At 57.4% G+C, this 18902-nt stretch carries 15 protein-coding genes and 1 pseudogene; 4 read left to right on the top strand and 12 right to left on the bottom strand.

Annotated elements, in window-relative coordinates; translation table 11 throughout:
- Positions 1 to 112: 112 nt before the first annotated feature.
- Together EG886_RS05250 and EG886_RS05245 are read left to right on the top strand one after the other, a co-directional pair.
- A complete protein-coding gene (locus tag EG886_RS05250) occupies positions 113 to 1030 on the top strand; it encodes an ABC transporter ATP-binding protein (RefSeq protein ID WP_241154385.1) in 918 nt (305 codons plus the stop codon).
- Positions 1023 to 1796, top strand: a complete 774-nt coding sequence (locus EG886_RS05245; RefSeq protein ID WP_124727149.1) for an ABC transporter permease — start codon at positions 1023 to 1025, stop codon at positions 1794 to 1796. Before EG886_RS05250 ends, EG886_RS05245 begins: the two co-directional genes overlap by 8 nt.
- A gap of 48 nt (positions 1797 to 1844) precedes the next feature.
- Here the strand turns inward: EG886_RS05245 and EG886_RS05240 are convergent, their stop codons facing one another.
- The 7 genes and pseudogenes from EG886_RS05240 to EG886_RS05210 form a co-directional block, all read right to left on the bottom strand.
- Positions 1845 to 2915, bottom strand: coding sequence for an ABC transporter permease subunit (locus tag EG886_RS05240; RefSeq protein ID WP_124727148.1), 1071 nt, complete (start codon positions 2913 to 2915; stop codon positions 1845 to 1847).
- On the bottom strand, positions 2893 to 3405 hold the full coding sequence (locus EG886_RS05235) for an AAA family ATPase (RefSeq protein WP_241154421.1): 513 nt from the start codon (positions 3403 to 3405) through the stop codon (positions 2893 to 2895). Before EG886_RS05235 ends, EG886_RS05240 begins: the two co-directional genes overlap by 23 nt.
- Positions 3394 to 3827: pseudogene (locus tag EG886_RS05230) on the bottom strand (ATP-binding cassette domain-containing protein); the annotation flags it as partial. The pseudogene EG886_RS05230 and the gene EG886_RS05235, both read right to left, overlap by 12 nt.
- Positions 3763 to 4242: a GntR family transcriptional regulator gene (locus EG886_RS05225; protein ID WP_241154384.1), complete on the bottom strand. Its 480-nt coding sequence runs from the start codon at positions 4240 to 4242 to the stop codon at positions 3763 to 3765. The gene EG886_RS05225 and the pseudogene EG886_RS05230, both read right to left, overlap by 65 nt.
- A 204-nt stretch (positions 4243 to 4446) precedes the next feature.
- On the bottom strand, positions 4447 to 6189 hold the full coding sequence (locus EG886_RS05220; protein ID WP_124727145.1) for an ABC transporter ATP-binding protein: 1743 nt from the start codon (positions 6187 to 6189) through the stop codon (positions 4447 to 4449).
- Positions 6158 to 7942 carry an ABC transporter transmembrane domain-containing protein gene (locus EG886_RS05215; RefSeq protein ID WP_124727144.1) on the bottom strand — a complete coding sequence of 595 codons (1785 nt, stop codon included), beginning with the start codon at positions 7940 to 7942 and terminating at the stop codon, positions 6158 to 6160. Before EG886_RS05215 ends, EG886_RS05220 begins: the two co-directional genes overlap by 32 nt.
- Positions 7943 to 8119: 177 nt before the next feature.
- Positions 8120 to 9031: a LysR family transcriptional regulator gene (locus EG886_RS05210; RefSeq protein WP_124727143.1), complete on the bottom strand. Its 912-nt coding sequence runs from the start codon at positions 9029 to 9031 to the stop codon at positions 8120 to 8122.
- 128 nt (positions 9032 to 9159) lie between these two features.
- On the opposite strand from EG886_RS05210, the gene EG886_RS05205 reads away from it, so the two are divergent.
- Positions 9160 to 10416, top strand: coding sequence for an amino acid permease (locus tag EG886_RS05205; RefSeq protein WP_124727142.1), 1257 nt, complete (start codon positions 9160 to 9162; stop codon positions 10414 to 10416).
- A gap of 109 nt (positions 10417 to 10525) precedes the next feature.
- Positions 10526 to 12364: a translational GTPase TypA gene (gene typA, locus EG886_RS05200; protein WP_124727141.1), complete on the top strand. Its 1839-nt coding sequence runs from the start codon at positions 10526 to 10528 to the stop codon at positions 12362 to 12364.
- A gap of 165 nt (positions 12365 to 12529) precedes the next feature.
- On the opposite strand, the gene EG886_RS05195 is transcribed toward typA, so the two are convergent.
- The 5 genes from EG886_RS05195 to EG886_RS05175 all read right to left on the bottom strand — a co-directional run bounded on the left by EG886_RS05195 (position 12530) and on the right by EG886_RS05175 (position 18890).
- Positions 12530 to 13174 carry a flavin reductase family protein gene (locus EG886_RS05195; protein WP_124727140.1) on the bottom strand — a complete coding sequence of 215 codons (645 nt, stop codon included), beginning with the start codon at positions 13172 to 13174 and terminating at the stop codon, positions 12530 to 12532.
- 6 nt (positions 13175 to 13180) lie between these two features.
- Positions 13181 to 14344, bottom strand: coding sequence for a homogentisate 1,2-dioxygenase (locus tag EG886_RS05190; RefSeq protein ID WP_124727139.1), 1164 nt, complete (start codon positions 14342 to 14344; stop codon positions 13181 to 13183).
- 662 nt (positions 14345 to 15006) lie between these two features.
- Complete coding sequence (locus tag EG886_RS05185) at positions 15007 to 15648, bottom strand: FMN-dependent NADH-azoreductase (protein WP_124727138.1); 642 nt, start codon at positions 15646 to 15648, stop codon at positions 15007 to 15009.
- 175 nt (positions 15649 to 15823) lie between these two features.
- Positions 15824 to 16456 carry an FMN-dependent NADH-azoreductase gene (locus tag EG886_RS05180; protein ID WP_124727137.1) on the bottom strand — a complete coding sequence of 211 codons (633 nt, stop codon included), beginning with the start codon at positions 16454 to 16456 and terminating at the stop codon, positions 15824 to 15826.
- A 190-nt stretch (positions 16457 to 16646) separates the two neighbouring features.
- Positions 16647 to 18890, bottom strand: coding sequence for a right-handed parallel beta-helix repeat-containing protein (locus tag EG886_RS05175; protein WP_124727136.1), 2244 nt, complete (start codon positions 18888 to 18890; stop codon positions 16647 to 16649).
- Positions 18891 to 18902: the final 12 nt, after the last annotated feature.

Below are 18902 nucleotides of genomic sequence, written 5' to 3'. Positions count from 1 at the left end.
AACCGGCCACGCGCGGAGACGAAACCGTCTGCGGGGTCGACATCCGGCCTGACAAGCCATATACTGAAAAAATGACGGAAATTTCATCTTGCCCAGGAAGCGGTGAGACATCTTGAAAAATCGTCCCGTGGTGCAATTGGTGAACGTCAGCAAACGAATCGGAGACAAAACCATCGTGGACCGTGTGTCAATGGATGTATATCCCGGAGAAATCTTCGGGTTGCTCGGTCCGAACGGGGCGGGCAAAACCACGATCATTCGGATGATGACCGGCCTGATCTCCGCCACCGAAGGGGAGATCATCATCAACGGTCACAACGTGGCCACCCGCTTTGAACAAGCCATTTCCCATGTGGGGGCCATTGTGGAAAACCCGCAGTTTTATCCCTTTTTGACAGGATATCAGAACCTGCTTCATTTTGCCCGGATGTTTCCCGGCATCGGGCCGGAAAGAATGGAAGAAGTGCTTGAAATGGTCGGACTCAGCGGACGGGAACATGATCCGGTGGCGACCTGGTCGCTCGGAATGCGGCAACGGCTCGGAGTGGCTCAAGCCGTTCTGCACCGGCCTTCCGTGCTGATCCTGGACGAGCCCACCAACGGTCTGGATCCGGCAGGGATCCGGGAATTGCGCGATTATCTCCGACACCTGGCCGAAACGGAAAATACCGCGGTGATCGTTTCCAGCCACCTGCTCAGCGAGATGGAACTGATGTGCGACCGGGTGGCCATCATTCAGCGAGGCAGACTGGTCAACATTCAACCCGTTTCCGCCGTGCAAGGGGAAGAGCGGGAGATCCCCGTGTTCTTTGAAACGGGCAAACTCCCCCCAAAATTGCCCAAACAGCTGAAAGACCGGAAAATCACCTTGCACGACAACGGCTTCGAGGCACTCCTGCTGCGAAACCAGATTCCCCAAGTGGTGAAACGGCTGACCGAGGCGGGCATCCCGATTTACGGCATCACCCGTCACGTCAAACGTTTGGAAGACCGTTACCTGGAAGTGACGGGAGGCGAGTCGAATGACTGAATTCATCCGGCTTCTGCAAAACGAGAACATGAAGCTGTTCAACCGGACGAGCATGATCTTCCTGCTGGGCTTGCTGCCGTTCGGGACGCTTGTGCTCGGGCTGTTCCACAAGTTCGTTTCCGTCCATTCCGCCTACAAGCCTTCCATGTGGGACTTCATGACCGAAGCCGTACACCTGTTGTTTGTGGTCAAACTGATCACCATTGTGGTGGCCAGCCGGTCACTCGCGGAGGAGTTCCGCTTCGGTACGATCAAGCTGCTCCTGATCCGTCCGGTCAGCCGCACCCGGCTGCTCGCCGCCAAATACGTCCATGTCCTGCTCCTGATCCTGTTCTGTCTGCTCTTTCTGGTCGTGCTGTCGATGTTGTTCGGCGCGGTGTTCTTTACCGTCGGATCTCCGGATGACCGGGTGCTGGAAGCGCTGGACACGACCTGGTCCGTCTATGGACTGAGTGCACTGGAAACCTTCATCCTCGCCACGCTGTCGTTCATGCTCTCCTGCGTCACCCGCAGCGGCTCCATGGCGATGTTTATCGTCCTCGTGGTGATGGTCATGGGTCCGATCTCCGTGGAGTTGATGAAACTGTTGGGATTGGAATTTTTGAAGTATCTCTTTTTTGCCCATCTCGATCTGAAACCCTACCTCACGGATACGCAGATGCCGGGCATGAGTCCCGCCTTGTCCGGCGTGGTTCTGACGCTCCATGCCCTTCTGTTCCTCGGGTTGGCTTGGTATTCATTCGCCAAGCGCGACGTTTCGGTATAACCAAAGACCGGCCCGCCCGTTCCCGGGCGGCCGGTCTTTTTTTGATCCTCACGCATGATGGACTTCCGGATTTTTGCCGATGCGACGGCGAACCCATCTCCGCGCCGCCATCCCCCACAACAGCCAGAACAAACCGAATACCGGCAGCATCACCCAATCAGTTGCCAGCCAGAACCAATTGATGAACACAAACGTGCTCAGCCCGGCCAAAACAGCGGGAGCCACCACTTCCCGATACATTCGGGGATTCCCGAACACGAACACCTGCCCGTTTCGCTCCATCGGAGCGGCTTCGAACAGACGGATGGCCGCGAAAAAGAAAATCAGGAACGCGGCGAACAGAGCCCCTGCATACCACATCTCCGCCTGTCCGGTCCGATACAGATCCAGATATCTCAGAGGCTGAAGATATTCCAGCGCGATTTTCAGGGTGACATACACGGGATCCCCGAATGTGGACGAAATCATATAATACAGCTCACCCCAAATACTCGGCAGAGACAAGTACAGTACCGAAAGAGCCACCGCGGAGACCAAGTGTCCCGTCACCGCCGCGATCACGAAACCGGCTCCATACAAGGCGAGCAAAACGGAAGTGACATATACAAACCAGAGTCCCACGGCACTCACGGAGTACGCAGCCGGCTTGACCAACGCCGCGGAAACGGCAACCAGCCCATTGACCGTCATGCCGAGGACAACGGGAACGAGACCGAACAGGAATTTGGCGACCACAATTTCCCTTCGACTGACCGGAGTCGAAACGAGAAACTCCAGACGGCCCTGCATCCGTTCCCGGGTGATCATCCACACTCCCCAGAAAAATACGGCAACAGGTGCCAACCCTTCGATCGGATTCATGCTCAATGTCCATGTCGCCGGGGCAAACATCCGCCCGTTGATCATGGAGGCCCATTCCACCGACCACACCTGATTCTCCGGGATCCCGCTGCGAAGAATATACCATTCATACAGTTCAGGAAGCCGGCCGGATGCGATTTTCACCATGGTCGACCCTGCCAGATTCCAGATGATGAGCCAAAACAAACCGATCATCCACCAGCGGTTTTGTCGCCATTCTCTCCAAAGAAGCGCCTTATTCGGAAGAAGCCGCCGCACGGGTCCATTCCTCCTTTGTCACTTGGCGAATCAACCATTCCTCAAGTCCGAGACCGAGCGTTTCCACGTGAACGGGTCGATGTTCCCGGATGCGGGCCATCACCTTTTCAAACCCGCCTCCCGTCGTAAGGATATACACGCTCCCCTGTTTTTCCACATGCAGGATCTCCGGCATCCGGAGAAGCTCCTCGGGCAATCCGTCCGGAAACACCGCCTGAATCTTCCTCGCCCCGGCTTTCAGATCATCCAGCGACCAAGTCCGGGCCCCTTTTCCGTTCACCAACAACCCGACATGGTCGATGATCCGTTCCAGATCTCCCAGCTGATGCGAAGAAACGAGCACGGCGGTCCCGTTCTCCGCCACCTCCTCCAAGATCAGGCTGAACATCCGGCTTTTCGCCAACGGATCCAGTCCTCCCGTCGGTTCGTCCAGTATCAGCAGGCGGGGACGGATTGACAGGGCGATGATCAGCGCCAGCTGTGTTTTCATCCCTTTGGACAGAGACCGGATCGACCGGTCGCGGGGCAGACGGAATTGCTCCATCAGTTCGTCGCAGCGTTTTCCGTTCCAGTGCCTGTAGAGCCGGGAACAAAACCGAAGCAGATCTTCGACGGTGAAGAACGGATCAAACCCGGATCGTCGGGCACCATCCCCACTTGCTGCCGGATTTCCCCATCCGCTTCCTGAGCATCCCGTCCCAACAGGCGCGCCGTTCCCGACGTGGGTCGCAACACACCTGTCAGCAGACGGATCAACGTCGTTTTCCCGGCACCGCTCGGCCCAACCAGTCCGAAAACGGACCCTTCCGGAACAATCAAATTCACATCGTTCAGGGCAGTCACTCCGTCAAACGCCTTCGTCAGATTTCGGGTCTCGATCGCCGGACGCACCCGAATTCCTCCTTTCGGCATACCACTGTCTCACGATTTCCTCCAGCCATTCGAGCAGCGCTTCTTCTTCCATCCGCAGATAATGGGCTTCCACCAACACCTGCTCCATCAGCCGGCGAATCTGCCGGCGTCTGGCTTCCCCGTCACCATCGCCTGAAAGGGCATCGGCGACAAACGTCCCCCGACCGCGAAGGGTTTCAATGATCCCTTCCCGTTCAAGCTCCTGGTAGGCTTTGGCGATGGTATTGGGGTTGATGGTGATGCGTCCCGCCAGTTCCCGCACGGACGGAAGCTTCTCTCCCGGCTGCAGGATCCCCCTCGCCACCGCCGACTTCACTCCGGCGACCAGCTGCCGGTAGATCGGGACATCCGATCGGGGATCAACGTCAAACCACAATCCTCTCACCTCACCGCAGATGTCCGACAACGGTTGCAAACGTCATGCCTTGCACCTCTGTGTACGATGTGTACTATGTCTCATATTACACTTCATACACTACCTGTTCCCGTTGTTGTTGTCAAGAGATGGCATGAAAAAATCCCCCTTGAAACGCGCGGCTTTCGTTCCGCATCGCATCAAAGGGGATGTTCGGACCAGGACTTCAGTGTTTTGTCACGGAAGGGATTCGGCCGCAACCGCTCAGACAGAGACTGCGCTTCCTCCCGTCTGAAGCAGGTACATCTTGTGATACAGCCCCTGTTTGGCCAACAGTTCCTGATGGGTTCCCCGCTCCACGATTTCTCCTCGGTGCAGCACGAGGATCAGGTCGGCATCCTGGATCGTTGACAGACGATGCGCGATGGCCACTGTTGTCCGTCCCTTGCGCATCTTGCCGAGCGCTTCCTGGATGGACTCCTCCGTTTCGGTGTCCACGCTGGCGGTGGCTTCATCCAAAATGAGGATCTTCGGTCCGATGGCCATGGTCCGCGCGAAGGAGATCAACTGCCGTTGACCGCTGGAGAACGTGGCGCCCCGCTCGGCCACCGGCTCGTCGTAACCGCCCGGCAACCGGGAAATGAATTCGTCCGCCTGCACAAACCGGGCGGCTTCCCGAACCTGTTCATCGGTGATGTCTTCATTGTGCATCCGGATGTTGGACTTCACGCTGCCGTGGAACAGGAAGGGATCTTGCAACACCAGCCCCATTTTCCGGCGAAGCTCCGCGTTTTCGAAGTGATCCAGCGGATGACCGTCAATCCGGATTTCTCCCTTGCCGGGACGGTAAAACCGCATCAGCAGGTTGACGATGGAACTTTTCCCGCTGCCGGTGTGTCCGACCAGCGCCACGGTCTGTCCGGGTTCGACGGTGAACGAGATGTTTTTCAACACGTCGGTTTTTCCGTCATAGGAAAAGCTGACATTGTCAAATTCGATCCGTCCTTCGGTGATTTCCGGGGTTCCCGCTCCGGTCTTGTCGGGAGCGAATTCGGTGTTGTCGATCAGTTCGAACACCCGCTCCGCCGACACCACGGATTGCTGCATCTGGGAGAGTCTCATCATGATCTGGTTGGCCGGCTCAAACATTCGGCCGACCAGATTGACGAACCCGTACATCACGCCGATGCTGACCGGTCCTTCCAGGGACTCCAGACCGAACCGGTTGATGATGAACACAATGGCAACCATGGACAACACGTGGTTGGCCGGTCGCAGCATCAGGGCGAACAACCGGATATTGCGCATGACCGCGCGATAATGCTCCTCGTTCATCTCGGCAAATTCCCGGCGGAGACGTTTCTCCTGCACCAATGCCTGAATGATGTTCATTCCCTGGATCGATTCATTGATGCGGGCGTTGATCTCGGCCAGTTTGGACCGGATCACCCGATACACCCGGCCGCTGAACACGCGATAGAAATGCATGAGCCCCCCCATCACCGGAAGGAACAGGAGCATCCAGGAAGCGAGAACGGGATCGAGCACAAACATGGCCACCACGACCCCGAAGATGAACACAATGTTTTGCAAAAAGGAAGAAACCACATAGATGAACAAATCCTTGACCGCTTCCGTATCATTGGTGATTCGGGACACCAGGGATCCGTCCGCAACACGGTCAAAGAAAGACAGCGCCAACCTCTGAACCCGCGCGAACACTTCCCGTCGCATTTCGCGCACCACGTCCAGAGCGATGACCTGGAAGGTGAGATTTTGCCAATAGCGAAGCGTCGCGGCGGTCAGCTCCAGTCCCATCAGAACGGCTCCGAAGCGGAGGAGTCCGTGCGGATCGAACCGGTCGGGAATCAACTCATGATCCAGATAGCGGCTCACCAGCGGAACGACCGCCAGTTCGGCGCCGGTCGCGATCAGCAAAACGATGAACGCAACGGAAAACCGGACCTTGTACGGCTTAAGATACCGGAGGAGACGTTTCAGGACCAACTCCCCCACCTCCTTCCAGCACCAGCGATTCCAGCTGCTGTTTCTCCACCATTTCCCGATACCATGGACTGGTCTCCATCAATTCGGCATGGGTGCCCGATGCCACGATCCGCCCTTCATCCAGCACCACGATCAGGTCCGCATGCTCCACCGCGCTGAGCCGGTGAGCGGCGATCAACGTGGTTTTTCCCTTCCGGTTCTCGCGCAGACGCGTCAAAATGGCATGCTCCGTTCGTCCGTCCACGGCGGAAAGGGCGTCATCCAGCACCAGAATTTCAGGATCCAGCAAAACGGCACGGGCAATGGAAATCCGCTGTTTCTGTCCGCCCGAAAGCGTGACTCCCCGTTCTCCGACCACCGTGTCATAACCTTTTTCAAAGTTCAAAATGTCGTCATGCACACAGGCGATCCGTGCCGCTTCTTCAATTTCTTCACGGGTGGCATCCGGTTTGCCGAACGCGATGTTTTCCCCCACCGTGGTGGAGAAAAGCACATGATCCTGGGGCACATAACCGATCGAACGACGCAAGGCTTCCAGCTGATAACCGGTCACGGGTTTGCCTCCGATCCGGATTTCCCCGTCCGTCACGTCAAATTCCCGGAGAAGAAGGCGCAACAGCGTGGTCTTGCCGCTGCCGGTCTTGCCGACGATCCCCAGGGTTTGCCCCCGTTTGATCCCGGTGAAAATGTCGCGCAGCGCCGGCTGCTCCACCCCGGGGTATGTGAAAGACCGGATCCGGACCTCGATATCGCCGGAGGCCGGCACTTCCGAAGCATCCTCCCTGTCCGTGATGTCCGGTTCCACCGACAGGAGATTCCGGATCCGCTCGTGGGAAGCCCGTCCTCTCTCCACGATGTTGAACAACCAGCCGAATGCCAGCATCGGCCAAATCAGTTGCCCCAACAGAATCGTGAATTGGGTCAGCTCGCCCAGCGAGAGTTCACGGCCGGCCACAAGAAACGAACCGTACGCCACGGCGAGAAAGAACGAACTGCCCACCACGATCTGAATGGTCGGGTCGAACAGGGCATCCACTTTGGCCACGGCCACGTTTTTCCTCACGACGTCATCCAGAATCCGTTCAAATTCCTCCTGCTCGGCCCGTTCCTGTCCGAACGCTTTGATCACCCGCACCCCGGAAATGTTCTCCTGTACCTTGTCGTTCAAGCGGGAAAAGGCCTCCTGGGCGAGCATGAACCGCCGATGGATCATCCCTCCGTATTTCCCCGTGGCCCAAGCCATGAACGGCATGGGAATGAGCGCCACCAGCGTCAGGCGCCAATCGATGAACCACACCATGGTGAGGATGACCACGCCTCCGGAAATGATCGAGTCCACCAAGGTGAGCACCCCGTCACCCGCCGTACCGACGACGGCCTGAATGTCATTGGTGGCGTGAGCCATCAGATCTCCGGTTCTCCGCCGATGATAAAACGCCGGAGACATTTTCGTGTAATGACGATACAGACGGTCCCTGAGAAGTCTCCCCAAGCGGTTGGCCGCTCCGAAAAGTTGCAGCCTCCAAATCACGCCCAAACCGTATTCGAAAACGGCGACCGCCAGCAAACCCACCGACCAGAACACGAGATCACTCATTTGCAGGGTACCGGCCGCGATTTGGTCGATCACCACTCTGACCGCATACGGGAAGATCAGGTGCGTCAGCGCAAGCACCAGGAGGACCAGGATCCCGATGGCATAAGCGCGCTTCTCCATGCGAAAGAACCACCAAAGATCCTTGAACACACTCATTTCTCCCCATCCCTCCCGATCCCGGGAAACAAACGCCTGATCGTTTCCGGAATCAAAATAAACTTTTGAAACATTTTTGTTTCTTTTATTTGGATACCCCCCGCCTTGTTTCATTAACCCTCCAAATCATAACAAAAGACGGGTGATTTTTACAAGAACAAACGTTCCGAACGGGAATCAAACATTCGAATCAGTCCAACGGTCCGCGTTCTCCCTCACGATCCCGATCCATTCCTCCAGAGCCGGCGACACCCATTTTTTCCGGTTGTGTACCAGAAAGGTGGTGACCCGGCAAGAGCGATCATCCCAATTCAGCCTCAGCAGCTTTCCTTCCTCGATCTCTTTGCGCACGGCGATCAGCGGCAGACAAGCAAGACCGAGGCCGGCATGGACGCAGTTTTTGATCGCCTCGATGCTCCAGAATTCCGCACCTTCTTCCGAACGGATGCCTTGCGTCAACAGATACCGTTCAAACAGGGCACGGTAACTGCAGCCCGTTTCCGTGTGCAAAAAGGATTCGCCGGCCAGGTGTTCCGCCTTCACCTCCGGCAAATCGGCTAGCGGATGACCGTGAGGGGCAATGAGAGCCATCTCTTCGGTCACCAGAGGCTCCACCACCAATTCGGGATCCTCGTCTTCCATGTCCGTTTCCATGATGAATGCCACATCCAGTTCCCCGCTTTTCACGAGCCGCCGCATTTCCTGACATGAACCGGGCTCCAGAACCAATTTCACCCGGGGAAAACGGCGCCTGTACTCCCTGATGATCGGCGGCAGCCGAAAAGCGGCAAGCGATTCCGGAGACCCGATCACCAGCGTTCCGGCGGGCTCCCGTCCCGACCGGACGGCTTCGAGCGCTTCTCCGTGCAACGACAGCAATTTCACCGCGTATTCATACAGGCGATTGCCGGCTTCGGTCAGCACGATTTTTTTGCCCAGCCGGTCAAACAGCGGCAATCCCAATTCCTCTTCCAAAGCCTGGATCTGTGCGGTCACGCTGGATTGGGCGTATCCGAGTTGCTTTGCCGCCCGCGTCATGCCTCCCGCATCCACCACGGTCTTGAACGTGTGAAGATGTCTCCATTCCACGGTCCGCCCTCCTCCCCATCGATTTTCCCGATCATTTCTATTATATCTATCTATTTTACTGATCAGAACCCCTTGAAGTAAGATCATGGTAACAGAAAAACATTTCGAAATGGACAGGAGAGAGTCGCATGCAACCACTTGCGAAAACCATTCGCCTGCCGCAGGCGATCGCCTTGTACATTGGAGCCGTCATGGGATCCGGCATCCTGGCCGTGCCAGGCCTGGCCGCGGAAATGGCCGGTCCCGCTTCCCTTTTTGCGTGGGGTGTGATGCTTGTGCTGATGCTGCCGATGGCCCTGGTGATGGGTTGGCTGTCCACGCGTCACCCCCATGCGGGCGGTGTGTCCCATTTTGTCCGACTGACATTCGGCGAACGGGCCGGAGCATGCGTCGGCTGGTTTTTCCTGATCTCCGTGGCCATCGGTTCACCGGTCAACGCCCTGATCGGCGCCGGGTACCTGAGCACCTCCCTCGGGCTGGGAGAAGGTGTCCGGATTCTGCTGGCCGCCGTGTTGCTGGGGATCACCCTGCTGATCCATTGGAGAGGCATGCATCTCGGGGGGAACGTCCAGATCCTGATCGTCACCGCCATCATCGCCGTACTCTTGATGGTCATCGTCGGATCCGCCCCTCACATTGAATCCGCCCATTTCACACCGGTCGCCCCGAACGGATGGATGGCCGTCGGTCAGTCCGCGACCATTCTGTTCTGGTGTTTCATCGGCTGGGAAGCCGTTTCCCATCTGTCAGGGGAATTCGTTGATCCCCGTCGCGACATGATCAAAAGCATCGTGATCGCTTCCGTGATCGTGGGACTGCTGTACTTTCTGACCGCTCTGGCCACGGTGGGTACCGCGAGTTACGGCGGCGGCATGTCGGATGCATCGCTTGTTCACGTCATTGACCGGATCTTCGGAACCGGAGGAAAAATCGTCACCGGCATCACCGGCTTTCTGATCTGCACCGGGACTTCCATCACTTATGGAGGCGCCGGAGCCCGGTTGGCCTATGCGCTGGCGGAGTCCGGAGCCGCTCCGAAACGCTTGGCCACCCTGTCCGGCCGGCAAACGCCGGTGGGCGGGATCCTCTTTTTGGCCGCCTGCTTTTTCGTGATCCTGTCCCTGTATGCCACCGGAATGATTCCGCTCAAGATCCTTCTGTTGCTGCCGAACGCTTCGTTTCTGCTGACCTACCTGATCGGGTGTGCGGCAGGGATCCGGTTGCTGAAAGACGACCCCGTCGGACGGAAGATGAGCTGGATTTCCCTGATCGCGACCGGCGCGCTGCTCCCGTTCACCGGCTGGTCGATGCTGTTCCCGGCCACGATTGCCGTCATGGTGTGGGTGTGGACGGGACGGCGTCGAAACATCACGGTTTCGCAATGATGAATCCCCTGGTCTCCCGCACTGGCACATCCCCTGCCGACTGTGGTACCATTCGAGAGTGGATTCCAGACAAAGGAGGGCAGGAGTCCGTCACGACTCCCGACCAAACATGCAGAGACCGGAACAAATTCGCAACATCGCCATCATTGCGCACGTCGACCACGGCAAAACCACGCTGGTGGACGCTCTGCTCCGGCAAAGCCGGATTTTCCGCGAGAACCAGCAGGTGGAAGAACGGGTGCTGGACTCGAACGCTCTGGAACGGGAACGCGGCATCACGATTCTGTCCAAGAATACCGCCGTTCACTATCAAGGCGTCAAAATCAACATCGTGGATACGCCCGGTCACGCCGACTTCGGCGGAGAAGTGGAACGGGTGATGAACATGGTGGACGGCGCCCTTCTTCTGGTGGACGCCGTGGAAGGCCCCATGCCGCAAACGCGCTTCGTCTTGCGCAAAGCACTGGAACGCGGCCACCGGGTGATCGTGGTCGTCAACAAAATCGACCGGCCCAACGCCCGACCCGATTGGGTGGTGGACACCACGTTCGACCTGTTCGTCGACCTGGGGGCCACGGACGAACAATGCGATTTTCCCGTGATTTACGCCAGCGGGCTGTCCGGCGTTTCCGGCACCGCACCGGACCGGCTGGAAAATTCCATGATTCCCCTGTTCGAAGCCATCTTGAATGAAGTTCCCCATCCCCGGGTGGATCCCCAAGGACCGACCCTGATGCAGGCCACCCTGCTCGGATATGACGATTACAAAGGGCAAATCGTCATCGGTCGTCTGCAACGGGGCAAAATGCGCCGCAACCAGACGCTGCTGCTCACCGAGGCTTCCGGGGAAACCAGACAGGTGAAGGTCGGGCAGGTGTTCACCCATGAAGGCCTCGGACGAAAAGAGGTTGAGGAAGCCGTCGCCGGAGACATCATCGCCGTCACCGGACTGGGCAAAACGGGCATCGGCGATACCCTGTCGGACCCGTCATGCCCCGAAACGTTGCCGCCGATCAAAGTGGAAGAGCCCACCCTGCGCATGATGATCGGCGTGAACACGAGCCCGTTCGCCGGACGGGACGGAACCCATCTCACTTCCCGGAAAATCCGGGAACGGTTGCTTCGGGAAGCGGAAAAAGACGTGGCTCTGCGCGTGGAAGACACGGATTCCGCCGACAACTTCCTGGTCTCCGGGAGAGGGGAGCTGCATCTGAGCATCCTGATTGAAACCATGCGTCGGGAAGGATACGAGTTCCAGGTGAGCAAGCCCGAAGTCATTTACAAGGAGTCGGGCGGCAAAAAACTGGAGCCGTACGAAATGGTGGAGATCGAGGTCAGCCCCGACCATCAGGGCTCCGTCGTGGAACTTCTCGGAAAACGCAAGGGTCAGATGCAGGACATGCAGGTGCTGGAAAGCGGAAACCTCCGGATCACCTACAAAGTTCCGTCACGCGGATTGCTGGGCTTCCGGCTGCGACTGCTCACCGCCACCCGCGGGGAGGCTCTGATGAACACCTGGTTCGCCGGATACGAGCCGTATGCCGGCCCCATCGAATCCCACGAATTCGGGTCCCTGGTCGCCTGGGAAACGGGCACGGCCACCGCCTATGCCCTTCATTCCGCCCAGGAACGGGGAACGTTGTACATCACCCCCGGAACGGAAGTGTACGAGGGCATGGTCGTGGGCGAACACATCCGCGAAAACGATCTGGATGTCAACGTTTGCAAGAAAAAACACCTGACAGGCATCCGGCGCGCCACCGCGGAAGAAGCCATCCGTCTGGACACCCCCCGCCGGTTGACCATCGATGATGCGCTGGAAATCATGAAAGACGATGAATTGCTCGAAGTGACCCCGCAAACGTTCAGGCTGCGCAAAAAATTTCTGGCCAAAAACGAACGGGCCCGTCACGCCAAACAGAAAAAATACGAAAACATGAACTCCTGACAAAAAAACCCCGGGAAACCCCGGGAAGAACGTCGGCGCCCCAGGGAGACGAAACAAAGCGGCCTCCCGGGGGCGCCTCTTTTTTTCGTGATCCGGAAGCAAATCGGCATCCGACCGATCCGCACGGGGCTCGCAAACTTCCCCGGAATTTCATCCCGGATTGTATCACGCCCCGTTTGTTTTTTCGCGCCACTCGCCGTACGAAAGGCGCGGCATCGAAAACATTTCTCCCAACCGGACATAAGTCGTTCCCGCCAGACGTCCGACAGGATCGAGGGCGACGGTATCGATTCTGCCGCCGTCACAGAGAGCGTCGTCGATGTGGAAAAGCACCACTTCACCGATCAAGTGATCACAGTCCGGCTCCTCATCCGTTCCGCCCAACACGAAATGCCGGTACAGCCGGCACTCCATCCGGATCTTGGCCTCTTTCAGTCCGGGAACTTTCACCGCTTCGGAAGGCACCGGAGTGAATCCGACGGCTTCCGCCTCGCTTTCTTCCGGAGGAAAGTCGATCGACGTGTCATTGACCATGGCGACATTGTTTCCGTCCACCACGTGAACGACAAACTCTCCGTGTTCCAGAATGTTTCGGGCCGTGTCCTTCATCACTCCGCCCGGCTTTCGGATGCAGCTGAACGCCAAAAGCGGCGGCTGTGTTCCCACCACGTTGAAAAAACTGAACGGAGCGGCATTGAGCGTCCCGTTCGGTCCCAGCGACGTGACAAAGGCAATCGGTCTCGGGAGCACGCTGCCGATCAGGAGCTTGTAATTGTCCTTCTTTGACTGCTGCTTCGGATCGATGATCACTCGTCTTCACTCCTTCGGGGGAAGCCAGCTGTACATATACCCCGAATCTTCAAATTCCAGTGCCGCCCGGGTCACGTGAAGCGGACGGAACGTGTCCACCATCACCGCCAGTTCCTCCGTACGATCCTTGCCGATGCTGTCTTCCATCTTGCCCGGGTGCGGACCGTGGGGAATGCCGCTCGGATGCAGGGTGAGTGATCCCTCGCGAATGCCCTTGCGGCTCATGAAATTGCCGTGTACATAATACAGCACTTCATCGCTGTTGACGTTGCTGTGATAATACGGCGCCGGAATCGCCAGCGGATGATAGTCGTACATCCTCGGCACAAACGAGCAAACGACAAAGTTGGGACCGGCGAAGGTCTGGTGAACCGGCGGCGGCTGATGAATCGACCCGGTGATCGGTTCAAAGTCGTGAATGCTCAGCGCATACGGGAAGAGATATCCGTCCCATCCGACCACGTCGAACGGATGGAAATCAAACATGTAGGAATGAAGCCGGTTTCGCGCCTTGACACGGACTTCGAACCGTCCCGATTCGTTCCGGGGGTTCAACGTTTCCGGAGGCCGCATGTCCCGCTCACAGAACGGGCTGTGTTCCATCAATTGACCGTGTTCATTGCGATACCGTCTCGGCGTCGTGATCTCACCCGTCGACTCGATCACCAAAAGGCGGGTCGGTCCCTTTTTCATTTCCAGGCGGTACGTGGTGCCGACCGGGATGACCAAGTAATCGCCGGGCCGATACGGAATGTCGCCGAAAATCGTCTCCAGCACGCCTTCCCCTTCATGGACGAACAAGATTTCATCGCCGTCACTGTTCCGGAAGAAATAATTCATCGGTTCGGTCGGCATGCAGGTGGCAATGGCCACATCGTCGTTGATCAGCCAATGCTTCCGACCGTCCACGGGATCTCCGCCCGGTTCGGCATCAAAGGTGAAGAAATGCCGGTGGCGGTTGGCTCCTTCCTCTTCGACGGGAGCGGCCCACTCCCGCAACAACTTCGCCTCACTCACCTGCGTCGGCGGATGGATGTGGTAAAGAATCGACTGATTTCCGGAAAACCCTTTGGTACCCATCACCTGTTCCCGGTACAGGCTGCCATCCGGCTGTCTGAATTGAATGTGCCTCTTGTGTGGAATCTGACCGAGGCGATGATAAAAAGGCATGGTGTTCCCTCCAGTTCCGCGGTTCTTGCAAACGGATACAATACCATTTTAGCAAAAGTCTCCCTTTTTTGCCTTATGAGAAAAAATGCCGTCTTGCCATGGTTTTCTGTACAGCTGCACAGATGACACCGGTCATCCCCGCGAAACCGGACTCCCTGCCGAATTCGGCTTCTCCGCCTGAAAATCAAGAGAGGTCAGCCCGCCCCGTCTTGGATTCCCCGAAGATTCATGGAATTTCCAACAAAGGAAGGAAACGGACGGAGTGATCACGAATAAGTGTACTCACCTTCTCATCCAGGAGATTTCCACAGAACATTGCGCAAACTCAAAAGGAGTGTTGGAACGTGAAATCAGTCAGCCTCCGGGATTCAAGTTCATCGACCTTGTCCGTGCCTCGAATCCCGGAACTGGAGTGTCCCGCATGTCTTTCGACGTTTTCCTCCGAACGATTCCGCCCGGATGCCCGGCGGATCATATCCTGTCCGAACTGTGGATTGGCCGGTGAAGAACAAGCGTTTGTTCCCCAATTGGAATTGCAGAAAACCCTGGCACTTGCCCGAAGCAAAATGGAACTGGCTTGTGCCCGGATGAGAAGAAAAGATTGAATCCGAAATGAAAGGCGGCCGGAGAGGATGTTTTCCTTCTCCGGCCGTTTGATGTGATCAGGAACGGGCCATCTCCACCGCAACGTCTTGGGCGTGTGCCTCCGCGCGTTCCATGATTTCTTCGGCCCGATCCGGCGTGAAGGCCATTCCCTCCGCGACCACGGTACGGACATCGGTGACTCCCATAAAGGCGAGCACCGCTCGCAGGTAGCGGTCACCAAATTCCAGCTCCCGGCTGGGTCCCTCGGAGTAAATGCCTCCCCGGGCCTGAAGATGCACCACTTTCTTGCCCTGGTCCTTCAGGAGACCGATCGGCCCTTGCTCGGTGTACTTGAACGTTTTTCCCGCCATGACGATCGTGTCGATGTAAGCCTTGAGGATGGGAGGGAACATAAAGTTCCACATCGGAGTGACAAAGACCACTTTGTCCGCTTCAATGAACTGCTCGGTCAATTCATTGATCCGCTCCACCTTGCGACGTTCATCATCCGTCAAATCTTCCCCGCGAGTGAGTTTGCCCCAGCCGCTGAACACGTCCGCATCAATGTGAGGGATATCCGTTTTGTAAAGATCCAATCTGATGATTTCATCTCCCGGCGCCACTTCCCGGTATGTTTTCAAAAACGCTTCTCCCAATCTCAAGCTGAACGATTCGTCCGGTGTTTTGGGATTTGCGGTGATGTACAGCAGTTTGGCCATGATTTCCCGCCACTCCTTTTCAAATTGTTCTTTTTGTTAATAACTAACTTTTAGTTAGTATCATACCTTTTGTTTCTCCGGGCCGTCAAGATTTTTTTTGCTGAATGTCAGTCTGCCTCCAAACGAAAAACGCCATTCCCGAAGGAATGACGCAGATCGTTTGGACAAGCCGGGTTTACGACCGTGCGAATTCCACCGCCACTTTTTTTGCTTCCTGAAGCGCTTGCTGCAGCGCACGCCCCACGTTTTCGGGATCCAGCGTTCCCTCCGCGATCACGGAGCGCACGTCGGTGATCCCCATGAAGCCCAGAATCAACCGGACATAGCTGTCCGCGTAATCCATTGCCCGGGCCGCCCCGTGGGAATACGTGCGGCCCCGGGCCTGAATGTGGACCGCACGCTTTCCGACAAGCAGGCCGATCGGTCCGTACTCCGTGTTCTTGTACGCTTTTCCGGCCAGACAAACGTTGTCGATGTAAGCCTTGAACATCGGAGGCAATCCGAAATTCCACATCGGGGTCACGAACACGTACTTGTCCGCCGACGCGAACTGATCCGCCAGCTCATTGATGCGGACGAGCTTTCTCCGTTCTTCTCTCGTCATCGGCACGCCGGTCACCATTTTGTTCCAACCGCTGAACACATCATGATCAAGAAGGGGAATATCTTCCCGGTACAAGTCCAGTTCCACGACATCGTCCAAAGGATTGGCCAACTCATATGCATTGAGAAACGCTCGTCCCACCTGAAGGCTGATGGATTCCCGCTCATCTTTCGGATTGGCCGTCACATACAAAAGAGTGCCCATTGTGATGTAAACCCCCACCTGGCAAGCACCGTGATTGAGAAGGATGACAAACCCGTTTTCCGCCGGTGCTTGTATCCGCAAATCGCACCGCCCGTTGACAAGCAAACCGGAGGCGGTCCGACGGAACGTGTCAACATTCCCGTTCTTTGTCTTCCCACTTGCCATACGGAACCATGATACGCTCCCGGAATCATTTGTCAAGGGAGGCGCTTTGGGATCGGGAAAGCGCGTCCAACCAACCGGGATGTCCGGGATTCACTTCGGTGAATTCCACGTCACCCACATCTTCCGGGAGAATGGTGGAAAGCAGCTCCGTGGTTCTGGCCGATTTGGGCACCGACGCACAGCGCCGGCCGTGTTTCATCTTCACTTTCTCCCAAAACATTTTCACCTTGGCCCCCCGGGTGACCGCGGAGTCCAACCGGATCAACCGGGTCATTTCCCGGACAAGCACGGGCTTGACGGACAGATGGAGCCGGTACTCCTCTCTCTCGGCCATTTTCCCGAACAAGGCCGCCATCCCTTCCGCATCATACTCCCGAAAGAGAAAACGGTGACGAATCCACTCTTTCGGAAGAAGCGTCGAATGCGGATCGATGTCTCCCGTGACGGCCAGCACGCAATCTCCTCCGATCGCCTTTACGCAACGTTCCAGATGAGAGCGCGCATTCGCGGAATCTTGCCGAAACCACTCGTGGACATCCACCGCCAGCAAGACGCCTCCGGCACTCTCATCGAGGGCGCGTGACAGAAGGACGGGGTCGCTCGCTTCCCGAACACCGATGCGAACCGTATGTCCCCGGGTCAACATCCCCAGTTCCCGCAAAGCAATGCCGTACAACTCCGCGGCACGGGTTTTTCCCGTATCCGGAGGACCCAGAAAAGCAGCGTGAAGGGAAAAGGCCGAATCCGCAAACATCCCCCGATTCTTCCTCTCCCGCAGATAATCCACGTACAGCAAGACATCCAAGATTTTCCGCCTGGCCAGTTCCTGCCCCACCAGTTCTTCGAACAGGAGGACAAACGACGGCGTTTCCGAAACGTCCCCAATCCCGTGAGAGCGTGCCGAATCCACGACGTCGCCGACGATTTCCGGCTGGCTGTCCTCCACATCCCAAATCTTTCCGGAAACTCCTTCAAACCGGCAATCCACGAACGTTCCGCGGGCATGTTCCCTCAGGCGCACCGCCACGTCCACATCGCGGAACAGACAGTTCGACAGGGACGGATCCGAAGCTTGCGCGGCTTGAAATGCCGCATCCCGCCGGAAGGCGGAGAACATCGTGTCCTGGAGAATGCCTCGCGACTTGCGCAGGAATACCGCACCACGGGCCCCTCCGTCCCGCAACGTCACACGAACCAGATCCAGCCGGCTCTCTCCGGTTACATGAACCAGATCGCGGTTGAATCCGCTCACTTCCGAACTCTCCAGGATCCCCCGTCCTCCCTCGTCCACGAGCACCCCCTCCCGGTTGCCGTCATGAATGCGACAACGGAGCAACTGGGGTTGTGCGTCGCTCAACAAGGTGACGGCCGGAGCGTCCTTGAATCCGTACAGTTCACAGCGATCCACCAGACCGCCGGCTTCTTCCTGAAACAGGAGGCCGCCGCCGGGGCAATGTTTGATCACGCAGTCCTCCAATCTGGGGACGGCCGAACCCCTCGCCCGAATCGCCGGTTCGCTCTTGCCCAGCGAAAAAAAGACGCACTCTTCGAAAATGGCCTTGCCTCCGTCCATCACCACTCCGGAAGCGTTTCCGTCATGGATTCTCGTACGCCGAAACAACGGGGTCCCGCCGATGATCCCGATGGCCGGACTGTGATCAAACCCGTAAAAATCACAGTCTTCGAAGCGTCCTCCTCCTTGCTCTTCGACAAACACCCCGTATCCGGGGTCACCCGTCACCACGCACCGCCTGAACAGCGGGTCCCCTTCCGCCACCAAAACGGCGGCCAGTCCGCTGTCTCCCCGAATCCGACAATCCTCAAACAACGTTTTGCCGGATGAGCGACACAGCACGGCCACATTGCTTTCCCCGGACAGAGCGGTACGGCGGAAGACGGGTTCCGCATCACGGCCGAACAGTGCCACGGCCGGGCCGTTCCCGCCCTGAATCCGGCAATCTTCCACGACCAATGCACCGCGTGGAATGAGGATGACCGGAAACCGGGATGGCCCGGAGTGTTTGAGCGTGAGATTTCGAAGAACGGCATAACCGGTGGCCATCTCGACAACGGCATGACGTTTGCCGAGAACCGTCACGCTTCCGGGCTCTCCCACCCCGACCAGTTCAACGTGCCGATCAATGATCAGCTCTTCGCGGTACACCCCGGGTTCCACCTCGATCACCGTTCCGTTCACGGCATCCCGGATGGCCTGACTGATGCTCCGGTAACGGGAAAAGAGCTTTCGGGATACCCTGATGCGGGCCACAGACTTCAACCT

It is taken from the genome of Staphylospora marina (assembly GCF_003856495.1).
Classification (GTDB): Bacteria; Bacillota; Bacilli; order Thermoactinomycetales; family Thermoactinomycetaceae; genus Staphylospora; species Staphylospora marina.
The sequence above is the reverse complement of the archived record's forward strand: the minus strand, read 5'-3'. Positions and strand labels throughout refer to the sequence as shown.